General features: G+C 60.8%; 17 protein-coding genes. 13 read left to right on the top strand and 4 right to left on the bottom strand.

Annotation, left to right across the window (positions count from 1 at the left end; genetic code table 11):
• The first annotated feature begins 18 nt into the window (after positions 1-18).
• The 7 genes from ACOZ9V_RS11585 (at position 19) to ACOZ9V_RS11555 (ending at position 6,721) form a co-directional block, all read left to right on the top strand.
• Complete coding sequence (locus ACOZ9V_RS11585; RefSeq protein WP_434590150.1) at positions 19-1,311, top strand: amidohydrolase family protein; 1,293 nt, start codon at positions 19-21, stop codon at positions 1,309-1,311.
• Positions 1,312-1,364: 53 nt separating this feature from the next.
• Positions 1,365-2,864 carry an amidase gene (locus tag ACOZ9V_RS11580; protein ID WP_434590147.1) on the top strand — a complete coding sequence of 500 codons (1,500 nt, stop codon included), beginning with the start codon at positions 1,365-1,367 and terminating at the stop codon, positions 2,862-2,864.
• Positions 2,865-2,902: 38 nt separating this feature from the next.
• A complete protein-coding gene (locus ACOZ9V_RS11575; protein WP_434590145.1) occupies positions 2,903-4,096 on the top strand; it encodes a M20 metallopeptidase family protein in 1,194 nt (397 codons plus the stop codon).
• A gap of 51 nt (positions 4,097-4,147) precedes the next feature.
• Positions 4,148-5,050 carry a patatin-like phospholipase family protein gene (locus tag ACOZ9V_RS11570; RefSeq protein ID WP_434590142.1) on the top strand — a complete coding sequence of 301 codons (903 nt, stop codon included), beginning with the start codon at positions 4,148-4,150 and terminating at the stop codon, positions 5,048-5,050.
• Between the two features lie 71 nt (positions 5,051-5,121).
• On the top strand, positions 5,122-5,604 hold the full coding sequence (locus ACOZ9V_RS11565) for a helix-turn-helix domain-containing protein (protein ID WP_434590139.1): 483 nt from the start codon (positions 5,122-5,124) through the stop codon (positions 5,602-5,604).
• Positions 5,605-5,758: 154 nt separating this feature from the next.
• The gene (locus tag ACOZ9V_RS11560; RefSeq protein ID WP_434590136.1) at positions 5,759-5,998 is read left to right on the top strand and encodes a hypothetical protein; all 240 of its coding nucleotides are present in this window, start codon (positions 5,759-5,761) and stop codon (positions 5,996-5,998) included.
• A 282-nt stretch (positions 5,999-6,280) separates the two neighbouring features.
• Positions 6,281-6,721, top strand: coding sequence for a DoxX family protein (locus tag ACOZ9V_RS11555; RefSeq protein WP_434590133.1), 441 nt, complete (start codon positions 6,281-6,283; stop codon positions 6,719-6,721).
• Between the two features lie 31 nt (positions 6,722-6,752).
• Here the strand turns inward: ACOZ9V_RS11555 and ACOZ9V_RS11550 are convergent, their stop codons facing one another.
• Positions 6,753-7,529, bottom strand: a complete 777-nt coding sequence (locus ACOZ9V_RS11550) for an IclR family transcriptional regulator (RefSeq protein ID WP_434595389.1) — start codon at positions 7,527-7,529, stop codon at positions 6,753-6,755.
• Between the two features lie 76 nt (positions 7,530-7,605).
• Here ACOZ9V_RS11550 and ACOZ9V_RS11545 point away from each other — a divergent pair, with 76 nt between their 5' ends.
• The 6 genes from ACOZ9V_RS11545 (at position 7,606) to ACOZ9V_RS11520 (ending at position 14,288) form a co-directional block, all read left to right on the top strand.
• Positions 7,606-8,586: a 2-dehydro-3-deoxygalactonokinase gene (locus tag ACOZ9V_RS11545; RefSeq protein WP_434590130.1), complete on the top strand. Its 981-nt coding sequence runs from the start codon at positions 7,606-7,608 to the stop codon at positions 8,584-8,586.
• Positions 8,579-9,193: a 2-dehydro-3-deoxy-6-phosphogalactonate aldolase gene (locus ACOZ9V_RS11540; RefSeq protein WP_434590127.1), complete on the top strand. Its 615-nt coding sequence runs from the start codon at positions 8,579-8,581 to the stop codon at positions 9,191-9,193. Before ACOZ9V_RS11545 ends, ACOZ9V_RS11540 begins: the two co-directional genes overlap by 8 nt.
• Positions 9,175-10,386, top strand: coding sequence for a galactonate dehydratase (gene dgoD, locus ACOZ9V_RS11535; RefSeq protein WP_434590124.1), 1,212 nt, complete (start codon positions 9,175-9,177; stop codon positions 10,384-10,386). Before ACOZ9V_RS11540 ends, dgoD begins: the two co-directional genes overlap by 19 nt.
• 36 nt (positions 10,387-10,422) lie before the next feature.
• Positions 10,423-11,757: an MFS transporter gene (locus ACOZ9V_RS11530; RefSeq protein ID WP_434590121.1), complete on the top strand. Its 1,335-nt coding sequence runs from the start codon at positions 10,423-10,425 to the stop codon at positions 11,755-11,757.
• Positions 11,754-13,058: an MFS transporter gene (locus tag ACOZ9V_RS11525; RefSeq protein ID WP_434590118.1), complete on the top strand. Its 1,305-nt coding sequence runs from the start codon at positions 11,754-11,756 to the stop codon at positions 13,056-13,058. The genes ACOZ9V_RS11530 and ACOZ9V_RS11525 overlap by 4 nt, the downstream gene beginning before the upstream one ends.
• Before the next feature lie 477 nt (positions 13,059-13,535).
• On the top strand, positions 13,536-14,288 hold the full coding sequence (locus tag ACOZ9V_RS11520) for a hypothetical protein (protein ID WP_434590115.1): 753 nt from the start codon (positions 13,536-13,538) through the stop codon (positions 14,286-14,288).
• Positions 14,289-14,356: 68 nt separating this feature from the next.
• Here ACOZ9V_RS11520 and ACOZ9V_RS11515 read toward each other — a convergent pair whose 3' ends face one another.
• From ACOZ9V_RS11515 to ACOZ9V_RS11505, 3 genes are all read right to left on the bottom strand, one after another.
• Positions 14,357-14,884, bottom strand: a complete 528-nt coding sequence (locus ACOZ9V_RS11515; RefSeq protein WP_434590112.1) for a hypothetical protein — start codon at positions 14,882-14,884, stop codon at positions 14,357-14,359.
• A gap of 127 nt (positions 14,885-15,011) precedes the next feature.
• Positions 15,012-16,730, bottom strand: a complete 1,719-nt coding sequence (locus ACOZ9V_RS11510; protein WP_434590109.1) for a DNA/RNA helicase domain-containing protein — start codon at positions 16,728-16,730, stop codon at positions 15,012-15,014.
• On the bottom strand, positions 16,717-17,034 hold the full coding sequence (locus tag ACOZ9V_RS11505) for a nucleotide pyrophosphohydrolase (RefSeq protein ID WP_101547376.1): 318 nt from the start codon (positions 17,032-17,034) through the stop codon (positions 16,717-16,719). Before ACOZ9V_RS11505 ends, ACOZ9V_RS11510 begins: the two co-directional genes overlap by 14 nt.
• Between the last annotated feature and the right edge of the window lie 166 nt (positions 17,035-17,200).

The following is a 17,200-nucleotide window of genomic DNA, read 5'->3' as shown; positions in this document are numbered from 1 at the left end:
CGACGCGAAAGGAACACCATGTCCATAGCCCACCTTCCCTCCACCATCGCCGGTGACGACCACCTGCTGCTGCGCGGTGTGACCCTCATCGACGGCACCGGCGGCACCCCGATCACCGATGCCGAACTCGAAGTCCGGGACGGACGCGTGGTCTACGCGGGTCCCGCCCGTACCGCCGCTCCCGAGGGCACCGTCATCGTCGAGCTAGGGGGCAAGACCATCCTCCCGGGTTTCATCGACTCCCATGTGCACTTCGGCATGTCGATCGAGGACCAGACGGCCGACGCCGCACGATTCGAATCCGAACGGACCTTCCGCACCGCACTCAACGCCCGAAAGGCACTCATGGCGGGCGTGACCACGGCCCGTGACCTGGGCGGTCTGGACCGCGGTTACCGAGATGCGATCGCAGCCGGCCTCGTCCAGGGTCCGCGCACCCACCTGGCGATCGCTCCACTGTCACCGACCGGCGGGCATACGGACTTCACCATGCCCAACGGCCGCTCGGTACCGATGCACATGCCGATCAGTCCGATCATCGACACCGACGACGATGTGCGGCGGACGGTGCGGACGCTCATTCGCAGCGGCGCTGATGTCATCAAGGTCTGCACCACCGGCGGCGTCTCCAGCCCCTCCGACACCCCCGACGACATCGGGGTGCCGGAAGAGCATGTGCGACTCATCGTCGCCGAGGCCGCCAAACGCGCCGGACAGCCGGTCGCCGCTCACGCGCAGGGCGCCGAGGGCATCAAAGCCGCCATCCGGGGCGGAGTGCGCTCGGTCGAGCACGGATACGGAATCGACGACGAAGGCATCGAACTCATGCTCGAACACGGGACCTTCCTCGTCCCGACCTTGAGCAGCGCACTGCGCGTCCCCGACCCCGCAGCGGTCCCCGCCTACCTCTACGAGAAGAAGGTGAAATGGTCAGCCATTGCGCGCGAACGCGTAGCCGCAGCTCTGCAAGCGGGCGTGAAGGTGGCGCTGGGTACCGACTCCGGAGTCTGCCCACACGGGGAGAACCTGCGCGAACCGGTCCACGCCGTGGAACTGGGACTGACCGAGATGGACGCGATCGTCGCCGGAACGAAGAACGCCGCCGAACTGCTCCGCCTCGACGCCGACCTCGGCACGCTCGAGGCCGGGAAGCTCGCCGACTTCATCGTCATCGACTTCGATCCCCTGACCGACATCACCCCCTTGGCGACGCCTGACAACGTCAAGACAGTCGTCCAGGGCGGTGCCCTCGTCAAGGACACCGACTCCTGGTTCGGCACGGAACCGGTCCGCCCGCTGCTGACCCAGTGAGCACCGAGGCGACCGGCACGAACACCGACAAGGCGGTCACAGACACGGCCAAAATGAGCTCTGTCCACGACCTCACCGCGCAGATTGTGCAGATCAGGTCCGGTGCGACGACGGCCGAGGAACTGCTGTCTGCGTCACTCGACCTCGCCGACCGTGTCAACGACCGAGTCGGCGCGATCCTCGAACGCTTCGACGAATCCGCGCTGACGGCCGACCGAAGTGCCGAACACAGCGCCGGTCCGCTGGCCGGACTGCCGTTGGGGATCAAAGCGAACATCGCCGTGAGCGAAGCGGTCCCGACGTCACAGAGCCGTGTGTTCGATCCGGAGTTCCACCGAGGCCGTGACGCCGAGGTGGTCGCCCGGCTGCGTGCCGGCGGTGGAGTCATCATGGGTGCGACGACGATGGTGGAACACGCTGCCGGCAGGCCCGATCCGGCACTCGACTTCCCGATCCCACGCAACCCGTGGGATCTGAGTCGTTGGCCGGGCGGGTCGAGTTGCGGAACCGCGATCGCCGTGAGCCTGGGAATCATCTCCGCGGGGCTAGGCACCGACACTTCGGGCAGCTGCCGCATACCGGCGGCCTTCTGTGGAGTCACGGGCATGCGCCCGGCGATGGGTTCGCTGCCTGTGGACGGGATCATGCCGGCCGCTCCGAGCCTTGACATCGTCGGGCCCATCGCCAGAAGCGCCCGGGATTGCCGGGTGCTCCTCGAGGTCATGCGCGGACAGACCGTCGGCTCGTCACGTCGGGGCCGAACGGTCCGTGTGGTCGTGCCTGAGCAGGTGCTGGGTTCGACGAGGATCACGCACGATACGGCCGCAGCCTTCGATGAAGCGCTGAGGGCCCTCGAAGCTCTCGGCGTCGAGACGTCGACCGTCGACGTGCCCTACCTCGATGAACTCATTGCGGCCACACTGACGATCATGGTTCGCGAGATGTACGAGGTGCACAGCGATCGGCTCGCATCCCGGTGGAATGACTACGGTCGTTCGTTCCGTCGGCTCGCCCTCGCGGGTGCCCTTGTCACCGACGACGCCTACCAGTCGGCGCTGAACTCCGCCGGGGTGCTGCGCGGACGCTTGAGCGAGTTGCTGCCCAACGGCACGGCGCTCGGCCTGCCGACGTGGCCGTCGGCGGCCCCGCCCTATGTGTTCCGGGGAGGGACACCGCAGGACGACTGGAACCTCACGGCCGCGTTCTCCGCCACCGGGAATCCTGCCCTGGCGATCCCGATGGGCTTCGACGAGGCGGGACTGCCGTTGTCTCTGCAGCTGATCGGGTCCGGCCCCGAGGCGAACGGAACCGCCGGCGAGGACACGATCCTCAGCCTCGGCGAGCTCTATCAGACGCACACGGATCAGCACCTTCAGGTGCCCGACTTCGATCTCGTCACCGCGCTGGCGCTGATTCCCGATTCGGACGAGGGCGTGGATGCTGTCGGGGAGGAACCGCAGTTGCCTCCCCAGATCACCGACCTGGGGATACCGTTGACACGAGCGGACTCAGTGATGCTCGGCCACCTCATCGCCCTGTTGGGAGCACCATGACCACACCGAACCTACCCACTGCCCAACCGAAGGACACCATGACACAGTCAATCGATTTCACCGCCGAAGCTACAGCCCTCGCCGACGACCTCAGCGCGCTGCGCCGCGACCTCCACCGCAACCCAGAACTCGGGCTCTCGCTGCCCTACACGCAGAAGAGGGTCGTCGAGGCCCTCGACGGACTGCCCCTCGACATCACCCTCGGCACGGACCTGTCGTCCGTGGTGGCAGTGCTGCGCGGGGCCCAGCCGGGACCGACCATTCTTCTGCGCGGTGATATGGACGCCCTACCCGTCGTCGAGTCCACCGGACTGGACTATGCGTCGACGAACGGGAACATGCACGCGTGTGGACACGACCTCCACGTTTCCGGGCTCGTCGGAGCCGCCCGACTTCTCAGCGCTCATCAGGCGGAGCTGCGCGGGACGGTCGCGTTCATGTTCCAGCCCGGTGAGGAGGGCCTCGGCGGGGCGAAGATCATGCTCGATGAGGGCATGTTCGAGACCATCGGGGCGAAACCCGACGCCGCCTACGCTATCCACGTCGCCCCCGGTGTGGCGGGTACCTTCGTCACCCGCCCGGGCACGGTCATGGCCGGTGCCAATACGCTGCACGTGACGATGGTCGGCAAGGGCGGTCACAGTTCACGTCCGCAGGACTCGGTGGACCCGGTGCGGCCCGTCCTCGAATTCGGGCAGGCCCTTTATTCGATGATCACCGGCTCGTTCAGCGTCTTCGACCCGATCGTCGCCGAGGTGACGCAGCTCAGTGCCGGTGAGGCCGTGAACGTCATCCCGTCGACCGCATCGCTCGGTGCATCGGTGCGGACCCTGTCGGCCGAGTCGACGAAGAGGTTCCCCGAACTCGCGACCCGGCTGGCCGATTCCGTGGCAGCTGCGCACGGATGCACCGCCGAGGTGGTGTGGAATGAGCAGTACCCCGTGACGGTCAACGACGCCGCCGAGGCGCAGTTCGCCCTCGAGACGCTCACCTCGGCGTTCGGTCCCGTCCGTGTGGTTGAGTCGCCGGATCCCGTGATGGGATCCGAGGACTTCTCCTATGTCCTTGAAGAGGTGCCGGGAGCGTTCGTCTTCTTCTTTGTCAGCCCGGAAGGAGCCGACCCGGAGACCGCGGCGACGAATCATTCCGCGGAGGTGCTCTTCGATGATGCCTGCCTGCCCGATCAGGCGGCGGCTCTGGCCACCCTGGCTTGGGAACGTTCACATCGATGAAGGGGCAGGCGGCGGCATCGGTGTCGGTTACCAGTCGTTAAGATGATCGATATGACGAACGGGGAGCAGTCGGCGGGAACGACGCGAATCAGCGATACCGCACTCATCTTCGAAGGCGGTGGGATGCGGGCTTCGCTCACCAGCGCCATGGCAGTCGTCTTGCTCAACGAAGGCCTGTCGTTTGACTGGGTCGCTGGAATCAGTGCCGGAGCGTCCACTGCAGTGAACTACCTCTCCGAGGACAAATGGCGAGTGCGTCGATCGTTCGTCGAGTTCGCCAAGGAAGAGGAATTCGGCGGGTGGCGCTACTTCGCTCGGGGCAAAGGGATGTTCCATGGCGAGTACATCTACCAACGAGCGGGTGCCCCCGACGAGGCACTACCTTTCGATTGGGACACCTACGAGGCAAGCACCGGTGACATGCGGGTCATCGCGTTCGATGCTGAAACCGGCGAGGAGGCGGTGTGGTCGAAGAAGGACACCCCGAATATCGACGAGCTGATGATCCGCGTGCAGGCGTCATCGACGATGCCGATCGTCATGCCGCCGGTGCGTCTTGACGGCCATGTCTTCTTCGACGGTGCAATGGGGGAGGACGGCGGGATCGCGTTAAGCCAAGCGCAGCGAGAGGGCTTCGAGAAGTTCGTCATCGTTCTCACGCAGGAGCGTGGGTACAAGAAGGCACCGCAGCGATTCCCTGCCGTCTACAGAGGCATCTTCCGAAAGTACCCCGCACTGGCTGATGCGCTGCTGACACGGTGGAAGCGCTACAACGAAACTCGAGAACGCATCTTCGCCCTCGAAGAAGAGGGCAAGGCGCATGTCTTCGTCCCCGACCGCATGCCGGTCGACAACAGCACTCGCGATCTCTCGCGGCTTGCTGCCGCCCATCGGATGGGACTGTCGCAGGCCCGGCGAGAGCTGCCGGCGATTCTCGAGTTTGTTGGGGTGTAGCAAGACAATGCCGGGGGTAGGGAAAGGGGCGAACCCTTTCGGATATAGCGAATAAGCGATAGTGTGACGGTATGAGCACAGCAGCTGACATTCTTCGGCGAGCCCGCCAAGAGGCCGGCTTGACGCAGACCGCGCTGTCTCGCCTCGCTGACATTCCGCAGAGCGTGATCAGCGACTACGAGCGAGGCCGGCGTGAGCCTGGCGTGTCAGCTTTGATTGCACTTCTCCGTGCAGTCGGCTTTACCCTCAAGGCTGTTCCTGAGCCAGCAACGCTTCGCTCGGTGAGGCGGCACGCGAAAGAGCTCACGGACTCATTTGCCGAGCTCGGCGCCAGTAATATCTCAGTGTTCGGCAGCGTTGCCCGAGGCGACGACGGGACCGACAGTGACATCGATTTGCTGGTCGACTTGGACCCATCAGTGGGCTTGTTCAACCTGATGCGGATGGGCACATTGGCAGAAGAGCTTCTCGGACGAGCAGTTGATGTCGTCCCTCGTGATGGTCTGAAGAACGAAGTCGCCGCTTCGGCCGCCAGGGATGAGGTTCCGCTGTAATCCTCCCTCTTCGGCGCTGAACAGTGCGCCGCGGCTTGCTAATGGAGACCACTGCTCCGACCCGGAGGAATATCTCGGCAAGTCTCGTCTTCGCTGATGAAGAAGTGCGACAAAGCCCGAATTGCCGACAATTTCCGCTGATAACATCTGTTGTATGGGAAAGAGCCTCGGTCCTGGGAAGGACCCCGACCTCGACATTGTTCGCTCAGCTGATGCCTCCCCCTCTGATCTGCAGAGGATCGCGGGCACCAGACCGGACCTGCTCCCCGACATCGCCGCTCACCCGAACGCCTATCCGGATCTGCTCGCCTGGTTAGCCACTCACCAGGATCCGGCCATCCAGGACGCGCTCGCCCGTTGCTCAAGCGCCGGGGGGATCACATCATCGAGTTGATCCTCAATGCCGACAATCGCCAGCCCAGTGTGCCGCCCGGAGCGCCGATCTGAGGGCACGGAACGATGCCGGAGGCTCGGGGAGACGGCATGAGGTGACAGTCGACAGTTGATTTCATACTGTGGCGCAAATCACAACAGATAGGCCTTGAGTATGCCCTAACGGCACAGTTTACGGTCGATACGACAACCACGGACACGCCTCTGTGCCGGAGCTGATTGAGTGCATCTGTCGCCTATCAATCACTCCGGACCATGGGGGCCCACGACGAATGGAATCGACATGACCGCAACAACATCGCCCACCGCCAACTCTCGCCCTGTCGCCCGCACTCACCCCGTCATCGGGACGATCGCTCTGTGGGTGATCCAAGTGCTGCTCGCCCTCACCTTTGTCGTCATGGCGCTCCCGAAAGCCCTGGGCAACCCCATCTCCGTCGCACCATTCGACCTCATCGGACTCGGCATTCCCGGTATGATTGTTGTGGGATGGCTGGAGCTCCTCGGCGCGGTCGCGCTGTTCATTCCCCGTCTATCCGGGCTCGCCGCGGTCTGCCAGATCCCGCTGATGATCGGAGCAACGGTCCTCAGCGCCATCGTCACCCCTGACCTCATCGTCGTTCCCGCGGTCACCTTGGTGTTCGTCTGCATCGTTGCGTGGTTTCGTCGCTTCGACGCCAGTGCTGTTATCCAGAAGGTCCGTCTGCGCCTGCCTTGGCCGTGAGCACGGCCGTCTCCAACTGATTCGCTACCTTTCAGCCCTGCCGGTACCCCAGCTTCACCGAAATCTCCCGCGCGGCCGCCTTCATCACCGGCACCAACGCCTGCATCCGATCCTTCGGCATGAAGGGACGCGTCGCCGACAGTGAAATTCCTGCGACGATGTCTCCGCTACCGTCCCGAACCGGAGCAGCCACACACCGGATCCCCGGCTCATTCTCCTCGAGATCGAGTGAGGCTCCGTCGCGGGTGTAGCCCTGCATCCGCTTGACGAATGCACCCACCGCAGCGGAGTCCGCACCAGGGTTCTCTGCAACGAACAAACGCTCCCACCGGTCATCCTGTCCCAGCAACAGCGCCTTGCCGACACCGGTGCGTGTCATCGGCATCCTATGGCCGATGCGTGAGCGCATCTCGGCCCCACGGGTACCTGGGATCTTATGGAGATAGAGCACCGACTCACCATCCTCGACCGAGAGATGGATCGTGTCCTGAGTCCGTTCAGCCAACGCCTCTAGGCTCTCCCTGGCTACGACCGGCAGCGGATCCTGATTGAGCGCGGTGAAACCATACTCGATCAGCGTCGGCCCGAGCCGAAACTCTCCCGGCGACCCATGCCGCAGATACCCCATCTGCACCAACAGCTGGATCATCCTGTGTGCACTTGACCGACCGATACCCGTCGAATCAACGATCGACTTCAGCGTCGTCGAGCCATGAGCCACGGCGCTGACGATCTGCAGCCCTCTGGCCAGGGTCTGAGTGCCCTGCGGAATGGCTTCGCCGATAACAGTTCCAGAATCTTCGATCATCACCCCAGTATGTCACCTATCCCACATATAGGGACACCGGTGGCGCATGGTGGAACACGTGCCCATAGTGGCTCTTATGGCAAATCTGGCACCACCCGAGGCCCCACAGATGATCGGCCTCGACTGGGGAACGAGCTCGCTGAGAGCTTTCCTCATCGGCAGCGACGGACAGGTCCTCGCAGAACGCAATGGTTCCGACGGCATCATGGCCGTCTGCTCCGACACCACAGACCTCCGAGGCGACTTCTCCCGAATCGCTGAAACCGCGGCCGGTGATTGGCTCACCAGCTACGGCCCCCTGCCGATGTTCGCCTGCGGAATGATCGGCTCAACACAGGGTGTCGCCGAGGCGGGCTACCTCGAACTGCCCACCGACCTCAGCGACATGGGCGGGGAACTGACGACGGTCAACCTGACGACGGGTGACCTCCACATCGTTCCCGGCCTGCAGAAAACCCCGACCGAGGCGACCGCTCCCGACGTCATCCGCGGGGAAGAGACCCAACTGCTCGGCCTCCTCGGCGAAGAAGAGGACGAACCCAGCACGGTGATCCTCCCTGGTACCCATACCAAATGGGTGAGCTGCCACCGACAACGAGTCACCGACTTCACCACCTCGATGAGCGGAGAGCTCTTCGGCCTGCTCAGCACGTCATCAATCCTCAGCCGCCTCGCTGAACCCACCGCGGGCTTCCACTCCAAGGCCTTCGATTGGGGACTGAACGTCGGAGGCGACAACCCCGCCGCATTGACGTCCTCAATCTTCTCGGCCCGAACCTGGGCCCTGAACGGACGCCTGCGCGCCGAAGAAATCAACGACTACCTCTCGGGAATGCTCATCGGCGCCGAGGTGGCCCACCAGCTCACCGTGGTCGCCGAGTCGAGCGCCCCCGTCATCGTCTGCGGAACCACAGATCTGACGAAACGCTACACCCGCGCACTGCACCGAGCAGGCCGAGAGACGATCAACGCGAATCCGCGCGCGGCCGCCACCGGTCTCTTCCGCATCGCCGAACAATCCGGCCTCGTACCGACCAAGGAGTATTCCCATGTCTGACACTGTTCCCTCCGGCCTCATCGCCATTCTCCGCGGTGTCCGCCCTGACGAAGTCCTCGACATAGCCGAAGGCATCGTCGCCGCCGGGTTCTCCGCCATCGAGGTTCCGCTCAACTCACCCGACCCGCTCGACTCGATCGCCGCATTGGTCGAACGGTTCGGCAACGACCTGGAGATCGGTGCCGGCACGGTGCTCACCGCCGACCAGGTCCGCGACTGCAAGCGAGCCGGTGCCCGCATCATCGTCGCACCCGACACCGACACCGAAGTCATCCAGACCGCGCTCGGGATGGGCCTCACCCCCTACCCGGGAGCCGCGACACCGACCGAAGCGTTCGCAGCCATCAAGGCCGGTGCCACCAAGGTCAAACTCTTCCCCTCCTCGGCGGTGGGGATCAGCGGGATGAAGGCCTGGAGTGAGGTGTTGCCTACCGGCACCGAACTCTTTCCCGTCGGGGGAGTAGGAGTCGACAACGCCGCCGAATGGCGGGGCGCCGGAGCCGCGGGCCTGGGCCTGGGGTCCTCGCTCTATCGCCGAGGCGACCGCCCCGATGATGTACGCGTGCGGGCCGAGGCGATCGCCTCGGCGTGGGTGCACACAAACTGAACACCGCTCCATCAACGACAACATCCAAACGAAAGGCCAGACCAATGAAGATCACGTCGATGACGACGTACACAGTGCCGCCTCGGTGGCTGTTCCTCAAGATCGAAACCGATGAAGGGATCGTGGGATGGGGCGAACCCATCATCGAAGGCAAGGCAGCCACCGTTGCTGCCGCCGTTGATGAGCTCTCCGACCTGCTCATCGGCAAGGATCCTGCGAACATCGAAGACCTGTGGACGATCATGTACCGCGGTGGCTTCTACCGCGGTGGTCCCATCCTCATGAGTGCGATCTCCGGAATCGATCAGGCACTGTGGGACATCAAGGGCAAGGCGCTTGGCCAACCTGTGCATCAGCTCCTCGGCGGGAAGGTCCGGGATCGGATCCGCACGTATTCGTGGATCGGCGGAGACCGTCCAGGCGACACCGCCGCAGCCGCACTCGAGACGAAGAACCGCGGATTCACCGCCGTGAAGATGAACGCCACCGAGGAGCTGCAGTTCATCGACTCGTACACCAAGGTCGACCAGGTCATCGAGAACGTCCAGGCGATCCGGGAAGCCACCGGTGAGGACTTCGGCATCGGTGTCGACTTCCACGGTCGAGTGCACAAGCCGATGGCTAAGGTCCTTATCAAGGAACTCGAACCCTACCGGCTGCTCTTCATCGAAGAACCGGTGCTCTCCGAACACTTCGGTTCACTCCGCGACGTCATGGCGAACACACCAACGCCGATCGCGCTGGGGGAGAGGCTCTTCTCTCGGTGGGACTTCCGTGAGGTGATCGCCTCCGGTGCCGTCGACATCATCCAGCCGGATGTCTCCCACGCCGGCGGCATCACAGAGACGCGGAAGATTTCGATGATGGCCGAAGCCTACGATGTGGCACTCGCACTGCACTGCCCGCTGGGGCCGATCGCACTCGCCTCCTGCCTGCAGGTCGATGCCGGCAGCTACAACGCCTTCATTCAAGAACAGAGCCTGGGAATCCACTACAACACGAGCAACGACCTGCTTGACTACGTCACCGACCCATCGGTGTTCAACTACGACGAGGGCATGATCGACATCCCCTCTGGACTAGGTCTCGGCATCGAGGTCAACGAAGAGTACGTCATCGAACGATCCGCTGAAGGACACCGGTGGCGCAACCCGATCTGGCGGCACACCGACGGCTCCTTCGCGGAGTGGTGACACGACGGTATCGGTAGGAGAGAGGGGTGTTCAACGATGAGCTCAAAGATTGAAACTACAGTGTCGCGACGCGTAGCCTCGCCAGGACGAGCCCGGTGGTGGATTCTCGGATGGCTGCTCGCAGCGATGATGATCAACTACATGGATCGATCGTCACTGTCGATCGCAGCCCCGCACATGATCGACGAACTCGGTCTGACCGCCGCGGACATCGGGCTGTTGGGTACTGCGTTCTCACTGACATACGCGTTTTTTCAGCTGCCAGGTGGATGGCTGACCGATCGTCTCGGTGCGAAGCCGGTATACGTCATGGCGTTGGGGTTCTGGTCGATCGCCACTGCGCTGATGGCTTTTGGCCACCACATGTGGCATTTTATGGTGTCGCGAGTCCTGCTCGGAGTCTTCGAAGCCCCGGTATCGCCTACTTCAGCGAAGATAGTCGCCGAGTGGTTCCCACCCCGAGAGCGCGGAGCTGCAGTCGGCGTCTACGACTCGGGAAGCAAATGGGGACCCGCCGTCGCTCCGCCGATCCTCACCTTCCTCATTATGGGCTTCGGTTGGCGAGCAATGTTCGTCATCCTCGGCGTGCTCGGTGTCATCGTGGCAATAGGATTCTGGGCCTTCTACCGTTCTCCGGAACACGATCGCAGAGTCTCGGAGGCTGAACTCGAGCACATCCGCGCCCGAGAGGAAGACGACAACGCCCCAACCGGCCATATCCCGTGGTTGAAGCTCTTCACCCAGCCCCAAACCTGGGCAATGGTGCTGGGATTCGTCGCCGTCGTGTGGACACTGAACATCTTCGTGACCTTTCTGCCACTGATGCTCAACGACATCCACTCTGTGGCCGATGCCGCACTTGGGTGGTACACGGCGATTCCATTCGCGGTCGGAGGCATCGGCGGTATCCTCGGTGGCTGGTTCACCACGAAGTATTCGCGGGTGCGAGACCAGTTAGCTCCTCTGGTTTGCAAACGACAGATCGCTGCAATCTATGGCGGCGCGCTCGCCGTATGCTCAGTCCTTGTCGGAGTCACTACCGGCCACTTTGTTCTCCAACTGTCGGCGATGAGCCTTGCACTGTTCTTCTGCGGAGCACTGAGCGCCGTGGGGTGGTCAATCCCTGCTGATGTGGTGACTGGTAGTCGCGTCGCCTCACTGGGATCTATCCAGAACTTCGGCGGCTACTTCGCTGGTTCACTCTCGCCTTGGCTCACCGGAGTCTTGGTGACGACCACAGACTCATACCTCGTTCCCTTCCTCCTGGGCGCCGTCGTCGCAGTAATTGCGGGAATCGCCTACCTGCTCCTGCTGCGGGCTCCGATACGTGTGACCAGCGGCCCAACAGAAACCGGAAACCCGACGTCATGACGAAACTCGACACTGCAGTCACCACTCGTCCCACACGGATCCGCTACATCATCGCGATTCTGCTCTTCATCACGGTCGTCATCAACTACATGGACCGGGCCAACCTGTCCATCGCGATGCCGGCTTTGTCCCAGGAGTTCGACCTCACCACAGGACAGCAGGGACTGCTCCTCTCTGCGTTCGGCTGGACCTACGCGGCAATGCAGCTGCCGGGCGGGTGGCTCGTCGACCGCGTGCGTCCACGCGTGCTTTACGCCTCGTGCCTGGTGCTGTGGTCTTTGGCCACACTGTTCATGGGAATGTCTGGCGGCTTCGTCGCCCTCATCATCCTCAGGCTCATGGTCGGCGGCTTCGAAGCGCCCGCCTATCCCATCAACAACAAGGTCGCCACCGCGTGGTTCCCCGAACGCGAACGCGGACGAGTCATCGCCTTCTACACGTCGGGTCAGTTCATCGGTTTGGCGCTGCTCACCCCTGTGCTGTCGTGGCTGCAGACGGTGCTCACTTGGCACTGGGTGTTCATCCTCACCGGTGTTGTGGGCATCATCTGGGCCGCGATCTGGTGGTTCGTCTACCGCGAGCCGCGCGATAAGTCGGGAGCCAACCAGGCCGAGATCGATCTCATCGCTTCGGGCGGGGGATTGGTCGATGTCGAGACGGGTGTGAAGAAGGAGGCCAAGCCGAAGCTTAAGTGGTCCGACGTCAAGGTCGTGCTCACCCGCCGGAAGCTTTGGGGAATCTACCTCGGCCAGTTCTGCCTAACCTCGACGCTATGGTTCTTCCTCACCTGGTTCCCGACCTACCTCGTCGACTACCGCGGAATGGACTACATCGAGTCGGGCTTCATGGCGTCACTGCCGTTCATCGCCGCGCTCGTCGGTGTGCTGCTTTCGGGGTGGGTCTCCGATCTCATGGTGAAGAAGGGACTGTCGCTGGGTACAGCTCGGAAGCTGCCGATCGTCATCGGCCTGGCGATGACAGTGTTCATGCTCGGCGCCAACTACACGGACTCGTCGGCTCTGGTCATCGTGTTCATGTCGATCGCGTTCTTCGGCAACGGTTTCGCTTCGATCACATGGTCGCTTGTGTCTGCGTTGGCACCGGAACGGCTCCTGGGCCTGACGGGAGGCATGTTCAACTTCATCGGCAACCTCTCGTCGATCGCGACCCCAATCGTCATCGGATTCCTCGTGACCGACATCGACTTTGCTCCGGCCTTCGTCTACATGGCTGCTGTCACCATCGTCGGTGTGTTGTCGTATGTGTTCCTTGTTGGGAAGGTGGAACGGGTGGAGGAATGACGGTTTACCGTTGTCTACGTGCAGATGCACGACCCTAGTGCCGCATTGCGACCATTCTGCGTGTACATAAGTCCCGGTTTCCGTAACTTAACCCACTACATCGCCAGGTGCCTACTCGAATCCGGTAGCTTCAAGCTGGCACTATGCTCACCTGAACATGTATGACTCCTGGCACCGTCACGACCTGTCCGGCCGTGGTCGGTTGATCGTTGTTTTGGAGAAGACTGTGCACGCCGCGGCTGCGGGCGAAACGTTGTCCAGGCGCATTTATCTGCCGCCCGAGAAGCACATCCTCGTGTTCGAGGGGCCTGTCGACTTAGACGTGGCGTACAGTTATGCGCCTGACGCTGTGAAGAGGGTCAGACAGCTTCTGGCTGAACGGTATTCGTTCGAACGCAGGCAAGGACGGTCGAAGGCGTTTTTATACTAAGTCGTCGGACCCACGCGGGCTCTAGTTTCTCGGGATAGGATGCTGGGATGCCATTGCTAATGAAGAGCGATAACCTTCGCAATCCTCCGAAAGCGATTGAGTTTCTTGTCGGAGATCGAGGCACCGGGATGTACAGCTATACCTGGAAAGTACATGCCGACAGGACGAGTTTCTACATCACGCAGAAGGACGGCAAGTTAATGTCGCATAAGTTCAGCCTTCATGGCAAGGACGATCGACACTCGAGTGGCCCGGTGATGATGTTCCGCGACTCAAATAGTGCTCCCGAAACCGAGGTCCCGTTTGAAGCATCGCCAGGGTTTTTCCCGTGCAAATTCACTGGTGTCGAAAGGTTCAAGGATGTCCTGCATGTTCTTCGATTTAGATTTCCATGGGACATGTTCGATCGAGATCACTGCCCTTCGGCGGTGCCTCCTGCGAAGCTCAAGTCTGGGCGTAAAGGTGGTCTCATAGCTCTGCCAAGGTTCATGCACGCCGTCGACGTTGACTTCTACCTTAGCCGGAACGGGCGGCCCGTCATTCCACTGGAGAAGGACGCCATCAAGAACAACGCCGTCATTGGCCCCCTCCGAAACGACAATGGCGAGTACCTGATTGGGCAGGTTGGTCATCATTCGATCCTGAAGCCCGAACATAGAACCCCCGAATCCACCATGGATGCTCCTCCACCAGGAACGACGGACGATGTTTCAAGGGGAATATCAATCATGAACGATGGTGAGATCGCCTGGGTCGTGGAACAGAAGTTCAGCTTTAAGCATCGACGAAGGTGCGACTAGATTTTGTCCCTTGCTACTTCCCACACCACCGACAACAGGCAAGGAAGTAGACGAGTCACGGCGGGGCGCTACTTGCTCTTCGGGTAGTAGATATTGATCGCCTCGGCCTGAAGTCGATTGCAACCATTCGAAGCACTGATCACCATCTCGACCGCATTGGAATGTAAATCGTCAGAACAAGGGTCTCCCATCAGTTCAGACATTCCATGAAGTGCATGACTGATGGCAGCATTCGTAGAACCAGCCGCTCGTCTGATCTCCGGGTGCGGCACGAGATGAGCAATTTTGACGAGTGCCACTTCGGCGTCGATTCGGTCTTGATTGATGCTCTGAGTTGAGATCCTCTCAACGAGCCCGGATTTTTCTTCGCCTGCACGAGCTCTCCGCCCGATCTCATGAAGCCGATTGATTTCGGTGTTTATGCGGGTGATTGACTTCCTGGCAGCGGCGATAGCATCCGATATGCGATCGAGCTCCTCGCGACGGTAGTCATCCTGTTTCATCCCGGCGGCTTTGCGGTTCGTCATGATGACGGTGGTCACAGAGGCACCGCCGCCGATCAACGCACCAAGGAGACCCACTATCAGTTCCATCATGCATCCGATTCTGCCATCGACCGTGACTGATGCAGAGCCTGGGCCGCCCAGTTGCTAGTCGTTCTATGTCTCAAAACTGAACCGTCTCACATCCCATCCGCAGCACGGTCTCGCGTCGGCCGGCGCGTTAGAGGAATTTTTGGAGACGTTTTCGCAGTTCAGGATCGCAGACGAAAACGTATGTGCCTCTAATTCCTCGTGTGAGCAGCACTCTGTAGATATTTTTCACATATTCGAGGAGATCCGCGTCCGAGTATGTGATCCCTAGCTTTGGGTTGTTCTCGCGGCCCTTCTTATCGTGATAGTTCGTGCGATCGAAGAAGAGTTTGCCTGCGACGGGGTCGTATCGGAGGTCGTTTCCGATGATGACGCCGACATAGTTGAGGTCGTAGCCCTGAACGGTGTGGATCGATCCGACCTCGTCGACCGATTTTGGAGAGTTGATCCAATCCGTCGTGGTTGTGTTCCAGCGCATCTGCTGACCATCAAGCTCGATGTCGTATACGGTTTTGTCATTATTGCTCTTCCATGGCCATGCATAGCCGGCTACCAATCGAGACAGCCCGTGCTCATCTTCGCGTTTCTGAAGCGCTCGCCTCATTTCGCCGAGGTCAGTGAACATCCGAAGGTCGTAGTCGCCGAAGTCTTCACTTGATGCTGGTGGATGGTCACTCAGCAGCTTGCGGACGTAGCCGACGTAATCTTTGTCAGTCGAGATCCGCATCTGGGTCTGAAGAGGGTATAGCCGGCCAGCTTCTCTGGCTTGTGAAGCGAGTTCCCTAGTTGTTGTTGTTGGCAGATCCGCTGGTCGAACGGTTTGACCGACATCGAGCATGAGGATCGAATGGTGACTTTGCTTCTGAATCCAATCCAGCTGGGTCTTCTGTGGATCGTCCCAACCGAAGAGCTTTTCGTTGATCTCAATGAATTTCTTGTTGAGAGGGCCAGACGCCTGGTTTGCTCTCTGATTAAGACGGTGAGCTTCATCGACGACGAGAAGGTCAAACTGTTCAGTACTTTCGCCGACTTGGAATGGCGTAAGCACCATGCCCTTGCTCAGTCCGGGAGTCAGCTTGAACACTTTGGCGATTGAATCTCGCAGCGATTGTTGAGGGACGACAATTGCGAACTTGAGAAACTTAAGCAGCTCCGCATGTTCAGGAGTGAAATAGTCACTGAAGATGGAATCAATGTCGAGTGGCTCTTCTGAATCGTGCCGCCTGATATCCTCCAGCAGCTTGAGCAGATAGATCGCAACCACCGTCTTGCCCGTTCCTGGACTGCCCTCGACAACGACGGTGTTATCGACGCCGCTCCCTAAGTCGTCAAAGAAGCCCTCGAGAATGTCATCGACAGCGATGGCCTGATCATGGTTGAGGGCTTTAAAAGGGGAAAGCTTGAACAGATCACTGTTGATGATCTGCGGGATCGTGCGTTGAAAAAGCTGTTCCTTCGTCCGAAGTTCCTCGAAGATCTGGTGGAACGTCTTGTTGTAGGTTTCGCGGTCGTAGTATTCGGCATCGGTGATGCCGGCATTGAGGTTGAGCACTTGTCGACTCGCGTCGCCGTGGAACATGCGGATGAGGAATGACTCCAGGTCCAGGCATGTCGATTTATTGAATGTGTCATCGAGCACGACTCTCACGGACCGGAGTCGTTGCTTTGTGTCGGAGTCCAAGTGCTGTCGCATCCGTCCCTCGACATTGAGGGACTCGCCAATGTATACCTCTTGCTGATTATTCATCACATAGACAACGGGCCAGTTTCGATGCCGTGGGTCGATAGCTCCCCACGCCTTGACCTGATCTGAGTCGAACGGGAATCGCTCAATCTTAAAGCTGGTCATATTTCACGCTCCGCCCACGCGCCTTGTCCACGGGATACTTCTCTCGAGTTTTCTGGAGTTTCTCCATGACGATTGTGTCGGGATCCAGACCCAGCTTGTCTGCGAGCAACATGCAATAGGTCAAGACATCTGCCAGCTCGTCCTTCGCGGATTCGAGGTCAGAATCTCCCCATTGGAAACATTCGAGCAGTTCTGCGGCTTCGATGGAGACGCTTTTCGCGAGATTCTCAGGTGTGTGGAACTGCTGCCAATCGCGTTCTTCCATGAACTGTCGGACTGCGTCGCGAACAGAATCTTCGTACATGACTTCAAGATATCAGCGACGTTCGACGACGGGGCGGTGCAAAGCACAACTGAAGTGCTGAAGTGTTCAACGAATGGAGAGCGGGAAACGTGCTACCCGACGTCAACATCACGGGAGTTGGGCCCGGAGTTCATGAACATAGGGAGGAACTCCGGGCCCAAACTGC

It is taken from the genome of Brevibacterium sp. 1718 (assembly GCF_051131255.1).
Lineage (GTDB): Bacteria > Actinomycetota > Actinomycetes > Actinomycetales > Brevibacteriaceae > Brevibacterium > Brevibacterium sediminis.
The sequence above is the reverse complement of the archived record's forward strand: the minus strand, read 5'-3'. Positions and strand labels throughout refer to the sequence as shown.

Bases quoted from the DNA above. Each gene is read 5' to 3' on its own strand.
- ACOZ9V_RS11585 (WP_434590150.1), top strand. From the start codon at position 19: ATGTCCATAGCCCACCTTCCCTCCACCATCGCCGGTGACGACCACCTG.
- ACOZ9V_RS11580 (WP_434590147.1), top strand. From the start codon at position 1,365: ATGAGCTCTGTCCACGACCTCACCGCGCAGATTGTGCAGATCAGGTCC.
- ACOZ9V_RS11575 (WP_434590145.1), top strand. From the start codon at position 2,903: ATGACACAGTCAATCGATTTCACCGCCGAAGCTACAGCCCTCGCCGAC.
- ACOZ9V_RS11570 (WP_434590142.1), top strand. From the start codon at position 4,148: ATGACGAACGGGGAGCAGTCGGCGGGAACGACGCGAATCAGCGATACC.
- ACOZ9V_RS11565 (WP_434590139.1), top strand. From the start codon at position 5,122: ATGAGCACAGCAGCTGACATTCTTCGGCGAGCCCGCCAAGAGGCCGGC.
- ACOZ9V_RS11560 (WP_434590136.1), top strand. From the start codon at position 5,759: ATGGGAAAGAGCCTCGGTCCTGGGAAGGACCCCGACCTCGACATTGTT.
- ACOZ9V_RS11555 (WP_434590133.1), top strand. From the start codon at position 6,281: ATGACCGCAACAACATCGCCCACCGCCAACTCTCGCCCTGTCGCCCGC.
- ACOZ9V_RS11550 (WP_434595389.1), bottom strand. From the start codon at position 7,529: ATGATCGAAGATTCTGGAACTGTTATCGGCGAAGCCATTCCGCAGGGC.
- ACOZ9V_RS11545 (WP_434590130.1), top strand. From the start codon at position 7,606: ATGGCAAATCTGGCACCACCCGAGGCCCCACAGATGATCGGCCTCGAC.
- ACOZ9V_RS11540 (WP_434590127.1), top strand. From the start codon at position 8,579: ATGTCTGACACTGTTCCCTCCGGCCTCATCGCCATTCTCCGCGGTGTC.
- ACOZ9V_RS11530 (WP_434590121.1), top strand. From the start codon at position 10,423: ATGAGCTCAAAGATTGAAACTACAGTGTCGCGACGCGTAGCCTCGCCA.
- ACOZ9V_RS11525 (WP_434590118.1), top strand. From the start codon at position 11,754: ATGACGAAACTCGACACTGCAGTCACCACTCGTCCCACACGGATCCGC.
- ACOZ9V_RS11520 (WP_434590115.1), top strand. From the start codon at position 13,536: ATGCCATTGCTAATGAAGAGCGATAACCTTCGCAATCCTCCGAAAGCG.
- ACOZ9V_RS11515 (WP_434590112.1), bottom strand. From the start codon at position 14,884: ATGATGGAACTGATAGTGGGTCTCCTTGGTGCGTTGATCGGCGGCGGT.
- ACOZ9V_RS11510 (WP_434590109.1), bottom strand. From the start codon at position 16,730: ATGACCAGCTTTAAGATTGAGCGATTCCCGTTCGACTCAGATCAGGTC.
- ACOZ9V_RS11505 (WP_101547376.1), bottom strand. From the start codon at position 17,034: ATGTACGAAGATTCTGTTCGCGACGCAGTCCGACAGTTCATGGAAGAA.